Annotated in this window: 16 protein-coding genes; 11 read left to right on the plus strand and 5 right to left on the minus strand. The window is 54.4% G+C overall.

Going from position 1 to position 15,253, the window contains the following annotated elements; translation table 11 throughout:
- Positions 1-40: 40 nt before the first annotated feature.
- The 3 genes from SH248x_RS07460 to SH248x_RS07470 form a co-directional block, all read right to left on the minus strand.
- The gene (locus SH248x_RS07460) at positions 41-1,174 is read right to left on the minus strand and encodes a DUF1207 domain-containing protein (RefSeq protein ID WP_459557900.1); all 1,134 of its coding nucleotides are present in this window, start codon (positions 1,172-1,174) and stop codon (positions 41-43) included.
- A 159-nt stretch (positions 1,175-1,333) separates the two neighbouring features.
- Entirely contained in the window at positions 1,334-2,425 is a 1,092-nt protein-coding gene (locus tag SH248x_RS07465) for a phosphatase domain-containing protein (RefSeq protein ID WP_459557901.1), read from the minus strand.
- Positions 2,407-2,721: a hypothetical protein gene (locus SH248x_RS07470; protein ID WP_459557902.1), complete on the minus strand. Its 315-nt coding sequence runs from the start codon at positions 2,719-2,721 to the stop codon at positions 2,407-2,409. The genes SH248x_RS07465 and SH248x_RS07470 overlap by 19 nt, the downstream gene beginning before the upstream one ends.
- Here SH248x_RS07470 and glgC point away from each other — a divergent pair.
- A complete protein-coding gene (gene glgC / locus SH248x_RS07475; protein WP_459557903.1) occupies positions 2,720-3,949 on the plus strand; it encodes a glucose-1-phosphate adenylyltransferase in 1,230 nt (409 codons plus the stop codon). The two genes, SH248x_RS07470 and glgC, sit on opposite strands and share 2 nt — an antisense overlap.
- A gap of 283 nt (positions 3,950-4,232) precedes the next feature.
- Here the strand turns inward: glgC and SH248x_RS07480 are convergent, their stop codons facing one another.
- Positions 4,233-4,826, minus strand: a complete 594-nt coding sequence (locus SH248x_RS07480; protein WP_459557904.1) for a peroxiredoxin family protein — start codon at positions 4,824-4,826, stop codon at positions 4,233-4,235.
- Positions 4,827-5,109: 283 nt separating this feature from the next.
- Between SH248x_RS07480 and SH248x_RS07485 the strand changes: the two genes are divergently transcribed.
- From SH248x_RS07485 to SH248x_RS07505, 5 genes are all read left to right on the plus strand, one after another.
- Positions 5,110-5,727 carry a sigma-70 family RNA polymerase sigma factor gene (locus tag SH248x_RS07485; protein WP_459557905.1) on the plus strand — a complete coding sequence of 206 codons (618 nt, stop codon included), beginning with the start codon at positions 5,110-5,112 and terminating at the stop codon, positions 5,725-5,727.
- Positions 5,724-5,981 carry an anti-sigma factor family protein gene (locus SH248x_RS07490; RefSeq protein ID WP_459557906.1) on the plus strand — a complete coding sequence of 86 codons (258 nt, stop codon included), beginning with the start codon at positions 5,724-5,726 and terminating at the stop codon, positions 5,979-5,981. Before SH248x_RS07485 ends, SH248x_RS07490 begins: the two co-directional genes overlap by 4 nt.
- A gap of 48 nt (positions 5,982-6,029) precedes the next feature.
- Positions 6,030-7,121: a thioredoxin domain-containing protein gene (locus SH248x_RS07495; protein ID WP_459557907.1), complete on the plus strand. Its 1,092-nt coding sequence runs from the start codon at positions 6,030-6,032 to the stop codon at positions 7,119-7,121.
- Positions 7,122-7,532: 411 nt separating this feature from the next.
- Positions 7,533-8,567 (plus strand): DUF1559 domain-containing protein, encoded by a 1,035-nt coding sequence (locus SH248x_RS07500; protein ID WP_459557908.1) that lies wholly within the window; start codon positions 7,533-7,535, stop codon positions 8,565-8,567.
- A gap of 33 nt (positions 8,568-8,600) precedes the next feature.
- Positions 8,601-9,035, plus strand: a complete 435-nt coding sequence (locus SH248x_RS07505; RefSeq protein ID WP_459557909.1) for a putative periplasmic lipoprotein — start codon at positions 8,601-8,603, stop codon at positions 9,033-9,035.
- Positions 9,036-9,142: 107 nt separating this feature from the next.
- Here SH248x_RS07505 and SH248x_RS07510 read toward each other — a convergent pair whose 3' ends face one another.
- Positions 9,143-9,553 carry a DUF2177 family protein gene (locus SH248x_RS07510; RefSeq protein ID WP_459557910.1) on the minus strand — a complete coding sequence of 137 codons (411 nt, stop codon included), beginning with the start codon at positions 9,551-9,553 and terminating at the stop codon, positions 9,143-9,145.
- Between the two features lie 248 nt (positions 9,554-9,801).
- Here SH248x_RS07510 and SH248x_RS07515 point away from each other — a divergent pair, with 248 nt between their 5' ends.
- The 5 genes from SH248x_RS07515 to SH248x_RS07535 are packed head-to-tail and all read left to right on the plus strand — an operon-like array spanning position 9,802 to position 15,244.
- Positions 9,802-11,184: an NAD(P)/FAD-dependent oxidoreductase gene (locus SH248x_RS07515; RefSeq protein WP_459557911.1), complete on the plus strand. Its 1,383-nt coding sequence runs from the start codon at positions 9,802-9,804 to the stop codon at positions 11,182-11,184.
- Entirely contained in the window at positions 11,181-12,029 is an 849-nt protein-coding gene (locus SH248x_RS07520; RefSeq protein WP_459557912.1) for a DUF1365 domain-containing protein, read from the plus strand. The genes SH248x_RS07515 and SH248x_RS07520 overlap by 4 nt, the downstream gene beginning before the upstream one ends.
- Positions 12,026-13,381, plus strand: coding sequence for a class I SAM-dependent methyltransferase (locus SH248x_RS07525; RefSeq protein WP_459557913.1), 1,356 nt, complete (start codon positions 12,026-12,028; stop codon positions 13,379-13,381). Before SH248x_RS07520 ends, SH248x_RS07525 begins: the two co-directional genes overlap by 4 nt.
- Positions 13,374-14,414, plus strand: coding sequence for an SAM-dependent methyltransferase (locus tag SH248x_RS07530; RefSeq protein WP_459557914.1), 1,041 nt, complete (start codon positions 13,374-13,376; stop codon positions 14,412-14,414). The genes SH248x_RS07525 and SH248x_RS07530 overlap by 8 nt, the downstream gene beginning before the upstream one ends.
- Positions 14,415-14,458: 44 nt before the next feature.
- Entirely contained in the window at positions 14,459-15,244 is a 786-nt protein-coding gene (locus SH248x_RS07535) for a DUF1295 domain-containing protein (protein ID WP_459557915.1), read from the plus strand.
- Positions 15,245-15,253: the final 9 nt, after the last annotated feature.

The following is a 15,253-nucleotide window of genomic DNA, read 5'->3' on the forward strand; positions in this document are numbered from 1 at the left end:
CTCCGTTCCCTCTGCGTTCCAGTCTTCCCTCAAACGACTCTTAAAAGTCGTACCACATCCCAAAACCAAGAATCTCTTCAAACGTATCATAGAACGAGTACTGGAACGACTTACCATTGTAATACTGCAGCCCGGTTCGGAAGCGGTGATGCGAGTGAGGATTCTCCCACATCAGCCCCGCAAACACATTCACGCCACCGCTGAAATTGACTTCCTCACGCAATGATCCGTTCACCGCCAGAAACGGAGTCGGAACAATGCTCTGACTGACGACAACTGGAAGGTAATCAAACCCGAACTGAATGTGCCAAGGCTCAGATCCGCCATTGGTGTTGTAAGCGTAATCCACTTCCCCATAAAGACGCAGATCCGGGGTCACAAAATAACCCGCTGCAAATGTAAACGAGTCTCGCAGGTAATCCAGACGATCAAAAGTCGGATAACGAAGCAGGAACTCATCCCCAACGTGCGAGCTGATATGATACCAGGTAAACTCGAACTGCCAGTTCCCGGTTGAATACGTAATAGGAACACCGACCTTGAAGTCGACAGCATCCAGTTCCACTTCATTTCCAAAATTCAAACGTGGAAACGCAGCCCCTTCCAGATCAATCTGCCAACCTTGAGGACGAGCACCAGGAGGCGTCGCTTGATCAGGAGTACCAAATCGCACGAGACCGACCCGAGCACCAGCTTCCAGTTCCCAGACCCAGCCTTGACCTGAAATATTGACGATCTGCGAAGCCATCCGAGGCTCGCGCGGGCCCCCTTGAAAGCTCTGAAACAGCAACTCGCTCGGCAGCAGAGTCCAGCCCCACTCTTGCGGAAAAACCGCGTCCGGCGATGACGTTGCATGAGATTCCCAGATTTGCGAGGAATCATACTCGTTCACAGGAGTCCGGCTCGAAGCATACCCACGATCAACAATCGTCGGTGAACTCACCAGCGGCGGCTGGTCCCCCTGCGACAGGTAAGAAGTCTCAGTCGCCGATACATCATGCATCGAACTTCGGTAGTCGTGAGACATCGGCTCAATCCCCCCCAGGCGAGGACCTTGAGCGACAGCCGTCGATGCGATGAGCAGATAGCACAGCGTGCCACACATCCATAGACAGGCCCACACCCAGGGACGAAACCCAATCTGGCGGCACGTCTGGAATTGACTGGCAGGCATTTGAGCCCCTAAATCTCGGGAAAACATCGTGATAAATGAGCAAAGTCAGTGGGCGAAACGTACCACAGCAGGTACTTCATGCCTAGATCGATCAGCCCCACCAGCCGTTGTGGCCAACTTTACAATTTCGCCCATAGAGGGTGGCAAGCAGACGCCCAATCAGCCGGTCGCAGACGTAAATGGCACGGTCTGTCCAGCAGTTCCAGATGGCAAAGGTTCTAAATAGTCCACCAGACGCTCACGGAGCTGATCCGCATCATCGAACGTCCCCCAGACACTCTCCGGGACCCCCGCAAACGCCTTCTGAAAACGCCTCAGCGAGTTATCCGCGCCCGCCACGTTGCGAATGAAGACCTTGGAAATTCGCGTTTTATATTTCACGCAAAGACTGGCATACATCTCCGAATCATGTTCGCCCGAGTCCCCAATCATGATGAATCGACGATGAGGAAAGCGAACGATCAGCGCGTCAATGATTTTTCGCTTCTGCTTATACGACGGCGAGAACTTCTTCAGAAACGTCACATCCTTCAGCCCAAACTTCCGCAAGTGAATACTGCCAACCGGAAATCCTTCCGTCGCAAGAAACTCAGCCAAAGGCGCAAACATCTGCCAAGGCGATGCAGAGACATAATGAAATGACGTGATCGCAGACGAGAGATCGCGGTAAAGCGCCGACATCCCCTCAATCTCACGGAACGGATTCAAAAACGAGTTGATCAGCAACTCCTGCTTGTTACGAACAATCGAATGCTTGATCGTGTCGTCGATATCCGTCACCAGCGACATGCCGGAGTCTTTCAGGATGAAGCACTCACCCGTCGTCGTCGGCAGTTTCTCCTGCTCGATATGATCAAGCGTATGCAGCGAGGCCTCGATGCGGACGACCCCCGAATCCCGACCATCCAGCTGCCCATCCACGATCTCACGCGGAATCTTGAGAATGTCTTTGAACTGCCCCAGTCGATTCGCTTTCGAGCTGACCTGATAGAAGGTCCCGACCTTCAGCAGCATCGCCTTTCGCTTTCCGGGATAGACAGCAAAAAAGCCCGAACGAGCACGGAACAACTCGGTCACAGAACCTTCGTCGATCAGATTCAGTTTCTGACGCAACACAGAAATGACAGCTCGTCCCAGCTTGGTCTGCCGCGTCGGGTCGTAGATCCAGCCGTGAACATCCAGCAGATAGAATTTTCCATCCGGCGACAACGTACCAACTGTAGGAAAGAGGATCAGACGATCCGACGCCATGAAACAAACCTGCCCGTAAAACGATGGAATGCAGTAATCGCCAACATGATTAGCATACGATACGCCTGCATCCCGGCGAAAGAACTGCTCTCGATCCGGGCGATTTTCATCAGAAATTGATCCTGCCTGCCGACAATGGAGAATCTACGCAATTTCTGCTGTTCGTCCGTAGAGTGACGAACAGGAAAGATGAAATTCACCCTGTCTACTTGATGGAATGTCTGTCTAAAATGGCTGCCTGCAACAGCCGACCTTTCCAATGGTTCAATGCAGTTTTCAGACAGAAGGATCTCCATGCGACGCGATCTGGCCCTCATTCTTGCTGGTGGCAAAGGAACTCGCCTCGAACCTTTGACCCGCGATCGCGCCAAACCCGCTGTCCCCATCGGCGGCACGTATCGCATCATCGACTTCGCGTTATCCAACTGCCTCAACAGCGGCCTGCGTCGCATTCTCGTCCTCTCCCAATACAAAGCCGCCAGCCTCAACCGCCACATCAACCACGGCTGGCGTTTCCTCAACCGCGAACTCGACGAATACGTCGACATCCTCCCCCCTCAACAGCGCCTCGATGAAAACTGGTACCAGGGGACCGCCGATGCCGTCTACCAGAACATCTACACCATCGAACAATGCAACGCCGACAACATCCTGATTCTCGCCGGCGATCACATCTACAAGATGGACTACTCCGAACTGATCGAAGATCACGTCGCCCACAATGCCGACGTCACCGTCGCCTGCCTCCCCGTCAGCCTCGAAGAGGGACGCTCCTTCGGCGTCATGTCGATCGACAAAGACCAGCGCATCGTCGAATTCCAGGAAAAGCCGCGTAACCCCAAACACATGCCCGGCGACCCGACCCAGTGCCTAGCCTCCATGGGAGTCTACGTCTTCAAGTCAAACCTGTTGTTCGAACTCCTCTGCCGCGATGCCACCCTCCCCGACAGCGATCACGACTTCGGCAAGAACATCATCCCCTACATGATGCAGCACCATCACGCCCGCGCCTTTCCCTTCAAGGACAAAAACACCGGCAACACAAAATACTGGCGGGACGTCGGCACGCTCGATTCCTACTACGAAGCCAACATGGACCTCATCTCCGTCCACCCCCAGCTGAACCTCTACGACCAGTCCTGGCCGATCCGCAATTACACCCCGATGCTCCCCCCGCCCAAATTCGTCTTCGCCCAGGAAAACGCCGACCAGCCCCGCGTCGGCATGGCACTCGACAGCATCGTCTGCCCCGGAACCATCGTCTCCGGAGGACGCGTCCAAAACTCCATCCTCGGCCCCAACGTCCGCATCAACAGCTGGGCCAAGGTCGAACGCTCCATCCTCTTCGAAGGCGTCAACGTCGGCCGCTTCGCCCAGATCCGACGCGCCATCATCGACAAAGGCGTCCAAATCCCCGAAGGCATGAAAATCGGCTACGACCCCCACCTCGACCAACAACGAGGCTTCACCATCACCGAAGACGGCATCACCGTCATCGGCAAAATGGAACACCCCGCCCGCTGATCTGCGTGAGCGATGGCTGACAGTCTCAGCGGAGGAGTCTAAGCGCGAGTCACATCTCGTTATGCGATAAGCGGCCGGGAGGGCGAACCTCCGTGTGAGCCGCTTCTTTGCATTGCGAAACTCCCGCCACGGACAAGACGATGAAGGCCTCGACTACTTTCGTTTTCTCCCACCCCGCTCAATATCCACCAACCTGCAAAACGCTGCAACGCAGGACAACAGCTCGGACAAAGCCTCACCCTCCCGCGTGCAACGTCTCAAAGAATTCGAACAAGCAACAAGACTACTTAGCCAGCGCCTTCAAAACATCCCCAACCGGAGCACGGTCGCCATGGGTCATGCTGACCTTCGCATATTGAATCATGTTTTTGGAGTCGATCACGAACGTCGAAGGATAAGCGGTTTCTCCTGATCCCTTCCAGCGAAGGTTGTAGCTGTTGGTGAACTTGTAATCGGGATCCATCAGAACGCTGAAATTCTCCGGGAATTCTTTTCCGTTCACGAATTCCATCGCATGCTCTTTCAGCTTCTCCGAGGGGCCAGGATACACCATCAGAACTCGAGCACCCGCTTTTTTGAAGTCAGCTGATTTCGAAATCAATTCACCGACCTGCCGGGTACAAAGCGGACACTGATAGCCAGGATAACCCCGCAGGACGACGAGAACGACCGGGCCCATTTTCACCTGCTCCGAGAGCATCACCTTTTTCCCATCCAGCCCCATCAGTTCAAAATCCTTCGCGCTGTCCCCGACACCGGGCTTTTCTGCAGCCAGGGCGGTCGTCGTAAACGCAGCTAACGCAATCAGAAGCATCGCAAACACAAACGGCTTCGATACACGAGGAGCGGGCTTCGTTGTGGCATTGATCTCGGTCATGGATTTTTCTTTCAATGTGAGGTGCAGACAATGTGTGGACCAGAAATTCAACACGAGACGGAATTCACGCAGCAGTCCGTCAAGCCGTGTCTGTTTTCCGATTAGACGACATTCAGGCGTCCCCCTTACAGCCCCATCCTGCCTTTTTCAAAAACGTTTGCCGACAAATCTCTCGGGCGCTAAGCAGATGTTCTGAAAGATTCCTGATTTTTACAGATTGTTGAGTGTAAGATCCGTACTCGCGAGACGTCTAAGATCTCGCAGTCACACCTTTCGAGCAATCATGACCAACATCGAGGTGACGGTGGAGAACTCCGTTTCCGATGTCGCGAGCCCGGTCACCTGGTTCGAGCGACATGGAGATTATCTCTATAGTTTCGCATTCATTCGTGTCCGCCACGCCGAGTCTGCCGAAGACCTGGTGCAGGATTCGCTGCTGGCTGCGTGGAAAAACCGTGCAGAGTTCAACCATGAGTCATCCGAACGCACCTGGCTGACAGCGATCCTCAAACGCAAGGTGATTGATTTCCTCCGACGCCGCATCCGCGAGCAGGTAACCTCACAACCCCAGACCGACCAGTTCGTCACCGATTTGTTCGACCGCCGCGGCGAATGGAAAACTCGCCCGGGGCGCTGGAACCGAGACTCCGTCGAAACCCTCGACCGGGAAGCCTTCTGGATGACAACTCGCGATTGTCTGAGCAAGTTGCCCCCACGTCTCCACGATGTGTTTGTGCTGCGATATCTCGATAACGTCGCCGCCGAGCAGGTCTGCCAGGAAATGCAGATCACATCGTCCAACCTCTGGGTAATGCTGCATCGGGCCCGTGTGCGGATGTGGTGGTGTTTGTCGAAGAACTGGTTTCAGGAAGATCCCCACAGTCAGGAGCAGGACCAATGATTTGCCGCGAAGCCACCCAGGCGATATCCCAGTCATTTGACGCTAAATTAACACGGCTAAAGCGACTCGACCTGGCGATTCATACCATGCTCTGCGTCTCCTGTCGGCGATTTCAACGTCAAATGGTGGAACTGCATCAGAACTTTGAGAAACTGGGAGACGAAGTCACCAGCGATATGATGCTCGAGCTACCGGTCGTCTCGCGGGAACGGATGACCGCAGAATTGAAGCAACGACCCGACTCGGTGGACTAAAGGAACTTTCAGGCGTTTCAAAATTCGATCGATTGAAGGAAAACAAATATGACGGGTCGATTTCTACTAAGCATCGTGGTCTTCATGATCGTCGCGAACCACGGCTTCAGCGCTGATCTCACAGCCTACGAACCAGTCAGCCCCGACAATATGAAGGTCTCGCAGACCCTCCTGGGCCTGGTTCATACTGTCGAAGTCCAAAAAGAGTTAGGCGTCAATGACACCAACCGAGCAGCCTTCGAAACAGGCTTGCGCGAGCTTGATGCCCAGTGGTGGCCTTCGCGCCTGATGGACCTCGAACCACGCAGAAAGCTGGTCGCAGATCTCGAGAAAAAACTCGATTCTCACATTCAACAGGTTCTCGGCCAGACAGCGATCAGACGCCTGCACCAGATCGAATACCAGTCACAGGGAATCCGCGTCCTGGCTCGTCCAGAGATCGCCAGACGTCTGCAGTTCGACGAGAAACAGAATCGACGCCTCAACGCGCTGTTTGCAGAAACAGATCGTCTGGCAGCCGAGATCGACACTCGCAAACCCGACGAAGCAAAACAAAAGGCCGTCCAGAAAGCCCGCTCGAACGAGACCAAGCTGGTGCAGGACATGATGTCGAATGCTCAACTGCAGACACTCAAAGACATCCTGGGGCAGAAAATCGAACTGACAACCATGGAGCGAATCTACCCCCTGGCTCCAGAACTGATTACCTCACGTTATGATTACGGCGGGGGTAATGTCGAACTCGAAAAGCTGCGCGGCAAAGTGGTGCTGATCCATTTCTACGCCTTTCAATGCCACAACTGCGTCGCCAACTTCAATCACTATAAACGCTGGAGCGAAACCCTCAGAAACAGAGGCGTCGAAGTGATCGGCATTCAAACCCCTGAGACATCTTCAGAACGTGACCCCCAGAAAGTCACAGCAGCAGCGAAACGAGAAGGCTTCTCATTTCCTGTCATCATGGACCTGGAAAACAAAAACTGGAACGCCTGGGGTAACACCATGTGGCCGACAGTCTACGTGATCGACAAAAACGGCTACATCCGCATGTGGTGGCAGGGTGAACTAAACTGGGACGGCGCAACGGGGGATAAAAAAATTGAGGAGTTGGTAGATCGCTTATTGAAGGAAGCAAATTGATCCGCTGAGAATGAACCGCGTCGACGACAAAAACTAGCTGACCCGACCCATTATCTGGCTGCCTGAGCGAAAGAAAAAAAATGGGGCATGTGGAGAATGCTGGCAAGTGATGTATTGATAGCGTCACTTTTTCTCCCAGGCCTTCCATCAACGCTAAATACCTTCGCTATTGAGACTTGCGTCTGCAGACAAGCCCGCAGCTCGCATCGCATCAAAAAATGTCTCTCATTTTAATCAACAGACAATATTCTGTGTCCAATTCTGCTTTCATTCGGACTACTATGTCGATCACGTCTGTTCACGCAATCTCATTTTGACTCCTCTCAACGGTACTTCCGGCAGGCATTTCTGCCTCGAACCCGATCTCTTCTTATCCCATCCTTATCTGACCACGATCCAGGAGAAACGTGCATGTACGGCCAAACGCCTCTGCGAGTCTCGAAAACGTCGGGCTTCACATTGATTGAGTTACTGGTCGTCATCGCCATTATCGCGACGTTAGTCGCCATCCTTCTCCCAGCCGTCCAGCAGGCCCGAGAAGCAGCTCGTCGCAGCACCTGCAAAAACAATCTCAAGCAGATCGGCATCGCGCTCCACAACTATCACGATACTTACAACACCCTTCCCCCGGGCAACATCGCCTCGTACAGCCGCTTCCGCACAGATGCAGGGGTGTCCATGAGCGGCCCGAACGGCGCCCTGTCGAGCCGCGCAGAATGGGCCTGGTCAGGTTTGATCGCCCCCTTCATGGAACTGGGCAATGCTTACGACGCACTGGGCATCGGCTCACGCACCGGCGCCCAGGCCCTCGATGATCCCAATGCCTTGAAAGTCGCGCAGACCAAAGTCGCCATGTTCTTGTGCCCCTCCGATTCTCCTCCAGATACCATGTCGATCCGACGCGTCCTGTCCGCCTCCAATGGCTCCAATTACCTCGAGATGGCACCCAATAACTATGTCGTCGTCAACCGCGCAGGATTGAATCTCTCATCGATCAGCCTGCAAATGGGAAATCACGGTGCATCCAACGGAATGTTCAAAGTCAACGGACGCGTGAACTTCAAAGATGTGACCGACGGTCTCTCCTCGACATTCATGGTCGGCGAACGGGCCTATGAATATCGAGGCAGCGGCGGGGTCATGTACGACTCACGATGCTCGATTCTTTACCTCACGCCTGCCAACTCAGCGTCCGGTGATTTCACTGACACCAGCAACCTCCCGTTGACAACCCCTTACGGAACTTGCTCGGACGTCCATCCACCAAACCGACAGTTTGCTTCCAACTCAGTCTGGACTCGCACTGGCTTCTCCTCGATCCATGCAGGCGGGGTCCAGTTCGTCCTCGGGGACGGCGCAGTTCGATTCATTTCAGAAAATATCGACGGCGTGACCTACGCCCGGCTGGGAAACATGAACGCCGGATCGGTCGTGGGTGAGTTTTAATCGATTTTCTTCTCTCATTCGGAAAGCCCGTCTATGCGTGCGTTCGTCGCTACCATGTTCCTCGCGACTCTGTTGAACGGCTGCGGAAATAGCAGTTTCACCCGCGTCCCGGTGGCAGGTGAAGTGATTCAGGACGGCAGTCCCGTACTTCTGGCAGACATCATGTTCGTCTCCCGTCCAGGTCAGGAAGTCAAAGAACGACCTCAAGCCGGCGCGAGAGTCCAAGACGGAAAATTCTCCATCTCTCGCGAAGACGGACCCATGCCCGGCCCTCAACTGGCAAAAATCGCCTTCCTCAAAGAACAGGCCAACCCCGTCGACCCCGGTAGCGCAGAACCATCCCGCGGCCCATCCTACAACGTCGTCGGCTACGCGACAGCCGAGATCAAAATCCCCGAAAAAGGAACCGACAGCCTCACGATCACGATCGACTCGAAACAAGTCTCCAAAGGGGGCGAAGGGATCTAGCCAGGCCGCTCACGCAGTCGAAATCACCAGCCCCATATCGAAGTTCCCCGACAGCAAACTCAGCCTTTCAACACCGATCTCCATTCAAATTCTTCACGACGCAAAAATCAATTCGTGACCCTCTCCACAAGCTTCAGGCAGACGGCTGTCGCGCTGCACAAAGACGTCCCCCAGAGAATGTCAGCGATGGTGGTTCGCAACGTCCATTTATCTAAAACCGCCAGATTCGACAAATCGTAAATTCCATAGACAATCATCCCAAACAGGGCACCCCAGATCGCAGCAGTAGCAAGCGACTTATCCGGCGCCTTCGGACCGACGAACAACATGATTCCCAGCGGGATGAGAATATAGACAAACACAGCCGGGAGAATCCTCGGCGCAAAGCCTTGCTCATTGTTCCTCATAATCGGCCCCAGCTCGTGTTGGTAGAAATCCTTCATCACAACTCCCAGCCAGACGAAGTCCGCGACAAAAACGAAAAGTGACACTGCGAGAAATTGAATCAGATAATTCATTGGAGCCCTTAATTTCTTCTGTTCTGTTCATATGCCGCGATAAGCTATCTTAGGCATGATGACAACCCTGACGGACTCAACACAACTGATTCCGGAAGAAGTCCGGCATTTAACACATGCTTCCAATACGCCGGATCTGCTGCCAATTCGAGCTCAGGAGTTGACGGCTTTCTATAATGCCAAATCAGTACTTTTCGACAGGAATTCCTCTGGTGGGAACCGACGTTTCGTAGCCACAAGACGGTCAGATGGACCTTTTCACGACACCTGAACTGACATCACACGCACAGTCACAAATTGACCCAGGAGGACGGGATCGCTCACGCATTGCCATCATTGGATCGGGCATCTCGGGTCTCGTTGCAGCCTATCGTCTGAACAAATCTCACGACATCGTCGTGTTCGAAGCCGGCAGCTACGCGGGCGGGCATACAAACACGGTTCCAATTGAACTCGATGGCGAAGTCCACGCGATCGACACCGGCTTCATCGTCTACAACGAGCACACGTATCCGAATTTCATCAGCCTGCTCGACGAACTGGGCGTCGCTTCGCTTCCCACACAAATGGGATTCAGTGTCCACGACCGCGCCAGCGGATTGGAATACGCCGGACAGTCGCTGACATCGCTATTTGCTCAACGTCGAAATCTCCTGCGTCCCAGCTTCTACCGTATGCTGATGGACATTCTCCGTTTCTATCGGGAATGCTCTCAAAATGATGTGAGCCAACTCGACACCATGACCGTCGGCGAGTTCCTCAAAAAAGGCAACTATTCCGAAGCTTTTTCTCGCTGGCATCTTTTACCGATGGGGGCAGCGATCTGGTCATGCCCCACGGGGACCTTCGCAGACTTCCCGATTCGCTTTGTCATCGAGTTCTATCGCAATCATCGCCTGCTGAATTTATCGAATCGACCAGTCTGGAGAGTCATCCAGGGCGGGTCTCAAACATACGTCCGGGCGTTGACGTCGTCTTTTCGTGACTCCATCCGCTTGAACGCCCCAGTGACGAATGTTCGACGAAACGCAGAGCACGTCGAAGTCACCGTCCACGGCAAGCCCCCCGAATCCTTCGACCATGTCATCTTCGCATGTCACAGCGATCAGGCATTAAAAATCCTGGGCGATGATGCAACCGCCACCGAACGTGAGATCCTCAGCGAGTTCCCCTACAGCCGCAATATCGCCGTGCTTCACACCGATATCACCTTGCTGCCCAAGCGTCGTCGCGCCTGGGCGAGTTGGAACTACTCCGTCACCGGCGATCAGAATGCGCCCGCCACCGTGACGTACAACATGAACATTCTCCAGGGGCTCAAGTCGAAAAACACCTTCTGCGTCACCCTCAATGCAGAATCGTCGATTGACCCTGCCAAGATACTCGGCAAGTTCGAATATCATCATCCCGTTTTCACACGACGACGCAGCACCGCTCAGGCCCGACACCCGGAACTGCTCAACACAAATCGCACCTCATTCTGCGGCGCGTACTGGCGCAACGGCTTTCACGAAGACGGCGTCGTCAGCGCCATGGCCGTCGTCAACGCGATTCAGTCTCGGCCCACCGTCGACACGATCCATGATTCCTTCACCACCACGTCCTCGCCCGTCGGGGGGAATCGTCGATGACACTCGCGTCCTGCATCTACGAAGGAACCGTCCGCCATCGACGTGACACGCCGATCCGCCACGAGTTTCGACAACGACTCTTCCTCATGTATCTGGACCTGGAAGAGCTGCCAACCCTCTTCCGGAAACGATGGCTTTGGTCAGCTGCATCGCCCGCGATCGCCTGGTTCCGTCGATCCGATCATTTCGGCCCCGTTGATCAGGATCTCGCAGAGTCCGTTCGAGACATCATTCAAGAGCGTTCAGGCACACGACCGACGGGCCCGATACGCCTGCTGACCAGCCTCCGCTATGCCGGTTTCGTCATGAACCCGATCAGCCTGTTCTACTGCTATGACCTGGCTGGTAACGTGACATTCGTCGTCGCTGAAGTCACCAACACGCCCTGGGGAGAACGCCATCTCTACGTCCTCGACGTCCGAGACCAACAAAGCGGCCAGCATTTCGAGGCGCTGACCTCCAAGCAAATGCACGTCTCACCATTTCTGAGCATGGACTACAACTACCGCTTCTCCATCACGAAACCAGGCCCCCGCCTCGCCGTTCACATCAAGAACCTGCCAGCCGATCTGTCCGACGCAAAACCCACCTTTGATGCCACTCTGTTATTGCATCGTCATGAGATCACAGGGCGGTCGCTCGCATCGGCATTGGTCCGTTACCCCTTCATGACAGCTCAAATCTACGCGGGCATTTACTGGCAGGCGTTCCGACTGTGGAGAAAGGGAGCCCCCCTCTTTAATCATCCCCCAGCACACAACGCAACTGCCCCGCACGATGATGCCTCACAAGACAAAACCAACTCACTTCCCGGGCGAATTGCTCAAGAAAAGGTAAGCAAATGACAGTGGCTGAGAGCACACCCACTCGAAAGTCGACACGAAACATTCTCGACAGCTTCTTCCGAAAGCTCGTCGTGAACCGCTTGAGTTCAACCCAAAGTGGCCAGATTGAATTGCACGATGCCGGCGAGAAGTTCGTCTTCGGCCAATCATCCGATCTGAAGACCACCTTGAATATCCATCGACCACGCTTCTTCAGACAGGCCGTTCTGGGAGGCTCTCTTTCCGTCGCGCACGCATACATCCACGGCGACTGGGACTGCGATGACCTGACCTCGTTCTTTCGAATCTTCGTCAGAAGCCATTCAAAGCCATCGTTCCTGACACGCAGCGTGATGAACGTGACGAACTTCAGTCACCGCATTTACCACTGGCTGCACGATAACACCCGCACCGGCAGTCGCCAGAATATCAGCGCCCATTACGATGTCGGCAATGACTTTTATCGACTCTGGCTCGACCCCACTCTGGCATACTCCTCCGGCATTTTCCCGACTCCTGATGCCTCCATGACCGATGCCTCCAAAGAGAAATTCGATCGCGTTTGTCGCAAGATCGAAGTCTCCGACAACGATCATCTCGTGGAAATCGGAACCGGCTGGGGCGGCTTTGCACTCCATGCGGTCGAGAATTACAAGTGCAAAGTAACAACGACAACCATCTCATCACAACAACATGAAATCGCCCGCGAAAGAATCGAGGCGTCCGGCAAGCAGGACCGCATCAAACTGCTGCAGACAGATTATCGTGATCTGACCGGCCAGTTCGATAAACTGGTCTCCATCGAGATGATCGAAGCCGTCGGGTACAAGCACCTCGATCAGTATTTTTCCCGCTGCAGTCAATTGCTCCGACCAGACGGGACGATGGTTCTGCAGGCGATCGTCATGCCCGAGCGCGGCTATCGAAACTACCTGAACTCCGTCGATTTCATTCAACGTTATGTCTTTCCAGGCGGATGCCTCCCCTCAGTCGCCGCCATGCTCGAGTCGGCTGGCCGCGCGACCGACTTGCGATTCGTCCACGCTGAGGACTTTGCGCCTCACTATGCAGAAACCCTGCGTCGCTGGAGAACCGCCTTCGAACAACGTCTCGACACCATCCGCCAACTCGGTTACTCGGAAAAATTCATCCGACTCTGGCGTTACTATTTCTGCTACTGTGAAGCCGCCTTCGAAGAACGCTGCGTAGGAGTCGTGCAGGTTCAGTTCGATAAACCCAAATGTCGTCGTGATCCTTTAAATGTCTCGAAACACTCAGCAGCATCACACCGGCAGACAAATCATTCGATGGAAAAATCGTCACCAGTGGGCTTGAATTCACAGCTCAGTCAGGAGTTCAGCACCCATGCCTGATCTGCTCCAGCAAGGTATCAATCTCGTTGAACGAGGTCTCGTCCCCGATCTGATGACACGCTTCGCGATCCGACGACTCTGCGCCCAGCACTTACAGACCCCCGAACACTTTGGAAAACTGCCCGCCACATCAAAGTTTCTGGAATCACTGACATCAGAACAAATCGCCGTTTCCCCAGAGAAAGCCAACGAGCAACACTATGAACTCCCTGCCGCATTCTTTGAACTGGTCTTAGGACCACGCCGAAAATACAGCTGCTGCCTTTTCGACTCCCCTCAGTCAACGCTCGAAGAAGCCGAGATTCGAGCCCTTCAACAAACCTGCAGCCACGCAGAACTCAGTGACGGCCAATCGATTCTGGAGCTGGGATGCGGATGGGGATCGTTATCACTGTGGATGGCCGAGTCTTATCCGTCCTCGCAGATCCTGGCTCTTTCGAACTCAACTCCACAGCGTCTTTACATCGAACAGCAGATCAAAGCACGCTCTCTGTCAAACCTGCGAGTGATCACCGCCGACATCAATAAGTTCGTCACCGACGAACAGTTTGATCGCGTCGTCTCAGTCGAAATGTTCGAGCACCTGCGCAATTTCGAACTCGTCCTCCGCAAGATTGCAGGCTGGCTGAAACCCTCCGGCCAACTCTTCGTTCACCACTTCTGCCATCGCACACTCGCTTACCCCTTTGAAGTCGAGGGCTCCGCCAACTGGATGGGACGATACTTCTTCACCGGCGGTATCATGCCCAGCGCCGACTTACTGTCGACATTCAACCGCGACCTCGTCGTGTCAAATCGATGGGATTGGTCGGGAAAACACTATCAACGAACGTCGGAAGCCTGGCTCGTCCAGCTCGACCAAAACCGCCCTCAAGCCATGGAAATCCTCAAAACCGCCTACGGCCCTCATGAAGCAGAACGCTGGTTTCATCGCTGGCGAATGTTCTTCCTGGCCGTCGCCGAACTCTTCGGCTTCTCCTCAGGCAAGGAATGGTTCGTCACTCACCAACTCCTCAAACACGCCGCTTCTTGATCCCGAGTAGCCCTCATCTCGCAATCCCAAGGAAGCCCGACATCATGAGCCACCTCTGGCAGTCCCTTGGTCTGTGCCTGTTACTCAGCCTGGCCTGCATGGTTGTGCTCTGGCTGATCAGTTTGTGGCGAAAAGACGTCAGCATCGCCGACCCGTTCTGGGGAACCGGGTTCGTCATCATGGCCTGGACTTCCTTTGCACTCAACTCCACAACATCCCCCAGAGCAATCCTGCTTTGCATTCTGGTGACGATCTGGGGCCTGCGACTCTCCATCTACTTGCTCTGGCGAAACGCGGGCAAAAAAGAAGATCACCGCTACGCCGAGATGCGAACCCACCATGGATCAAACTTCTGGTGGATCAGCTTCTGGATGGTCTTCGTCCTGCAAGGCGTTCTGCTATGGTTCATCGCCATGCCTGTCGAAATAGCAAACCTCCGATCCGTCCACGCACCATGGAACATGATCGATCTCATCGGCGTCCTTTTGTGGGGAACAGGCCTCTTCTTCGAATCCGTCGGCGACTGGCAATTATCGCGGTTCAAAGCCAATCCAACCAACGAAGGCAAGGTCATGGACCGCGGCTTATGGCGCTACACAAGACACCCCAACTACTTCGGCGACTTCTGCATCTGGTGGGGCATCTATCTCATCTCAATATCAGCCGGCGCAGCCTGGACGATCGCCAGCCCGATCCTGATGTCCATCCTGCTGATGCGGGTCTCCGGTGTTACCCTCCTGGAATCAACCATCACCAAGCGACGCCCGGACTACGACGAGTACCGAAAGAGAACAAGTTCCTTCTTCCCTTGGCCACCCTCGTCTCCATAGTCTGTATTG

The sequence above is a fragment of the Lacunimicrobium album genome (assembly GCF_052161635.1).
Classification (GTDB): domain Bacteria; phylum Planctomycetota; class Planctomycetia; order Planctomycetales; family Planctomycetaceae; genus SXPC01.

Bases quoted from the DNA above. Each gene is read 5' to 3' on its own strand.
- SH248x_RS07460 (WP_459557900.1), bottom strand. From the start codon at position 1,174: ATGCCTGCCAGTCAATTCCAGACGTGCCGCCAGATTGGGTTTCGTCCC.
- SH248x_RS07465 (WP_459557901.1), bottom strand. From the start codon at position 2,425: ATGGCGTCGGATCGTCTGATCCTCTTTCCTACAGTTGGTACGTTGTCG.
- glgC (WP_459557903.1), top strand. From the start codon at position 2,720: ATGCGACGCGATCTGGCCCTCATTCTTGCTGGTGGCAAAGGAACTCGC.
- SH248x_RS07470 (WP_459557902.1), bottom strand. From the start codon at position 2,721: ATGGAGATCCTTCTGTCTGAAAACTGCATTGAACCATTGGAAAGGTCG.
- SH248x_RS07480 (WP_459557904.1), bottom strand. From the start codon at position 4,826: ATGACCGAGATCAATGCCACAACGAAGCCCGCTCCTCGTGTATCGAAG.
- SH248x_RS07485 (WP_459557905.1), top strand. From the start codon at position 5,110: ATGACCAACATCGAGGTGACGGTGGAGAACTCCGTTTCCGATGTCGCG.
- SH248x_RS07490 (WP_459557906.1), top strand. From the start codon at position 5,724: ATGATTTGCCGCGAAGCCACCCAGGCGATATCCCAGTCATTTGACGCT.
- SH248x_RS07495 (WP_459557907.1), top strand. From the start codon at position 6,030: ATGACGGGTCGATTTCTACTAAGCATCGTGGTCTTCATGATCGTCGCG.
- SH248x_RS07500 (WP_459557908.1), top strand. From the start codon at position 7,533: ATGTACGGCCAAACGCCTCTGCGAGTCTCGAAAACGTCGGGCTTCACA.
- SH248x_RS07505 (WP_459557909.1), top strand. From the start codon at position 8,601: ATGCGTGCGTTCGTCGCTACCATGTTCCTCGCGACTCTGTTGAACGGC.
- SH248x_RS07510 (WP_459557910.1), bottom strand. From the start codon at position 9,553: ATGAATTATCTGATTCAATTTCTCGCAGTGTCACTTTTCGTTTTTGTC.
- SH248x_RS07515 (WP_459557911.1), top strand. From the start codon at position 9,802: ATGGACCTTTTCACGACACCTGAACTGACATCACACGCACAGTCACAA.
- SH248x_RS07520 (WP_459557912.1), top strand. From the start codon at position 11,181: ATGACACTCGCGTCCTGCATCTACGAAGGAACCGTCCGCCATCGACGT.
- SH248x_RS07525 (WP_459557913.1), top strand. From the start codon at position 12,026: ATGACAGTGGCTGAGAGCACACCCACTCGAAAGTCGACACGAAACATT.
- SH248x_RS07530 (WP_459557914.1), top strand. From the start codon at position 13,374: ATGCCTGATCTGCTCCAGCAAGGTATCAATCTCGTTGAACGAGGTCTC.
- SH248x_RS07535 (WP_459557915.1), top strand. From the start codon at position 14,459: ATGAGCCACCTCTGGCAGTCCCTTGGTCTGTGCCTGTTACTCAGCCTG.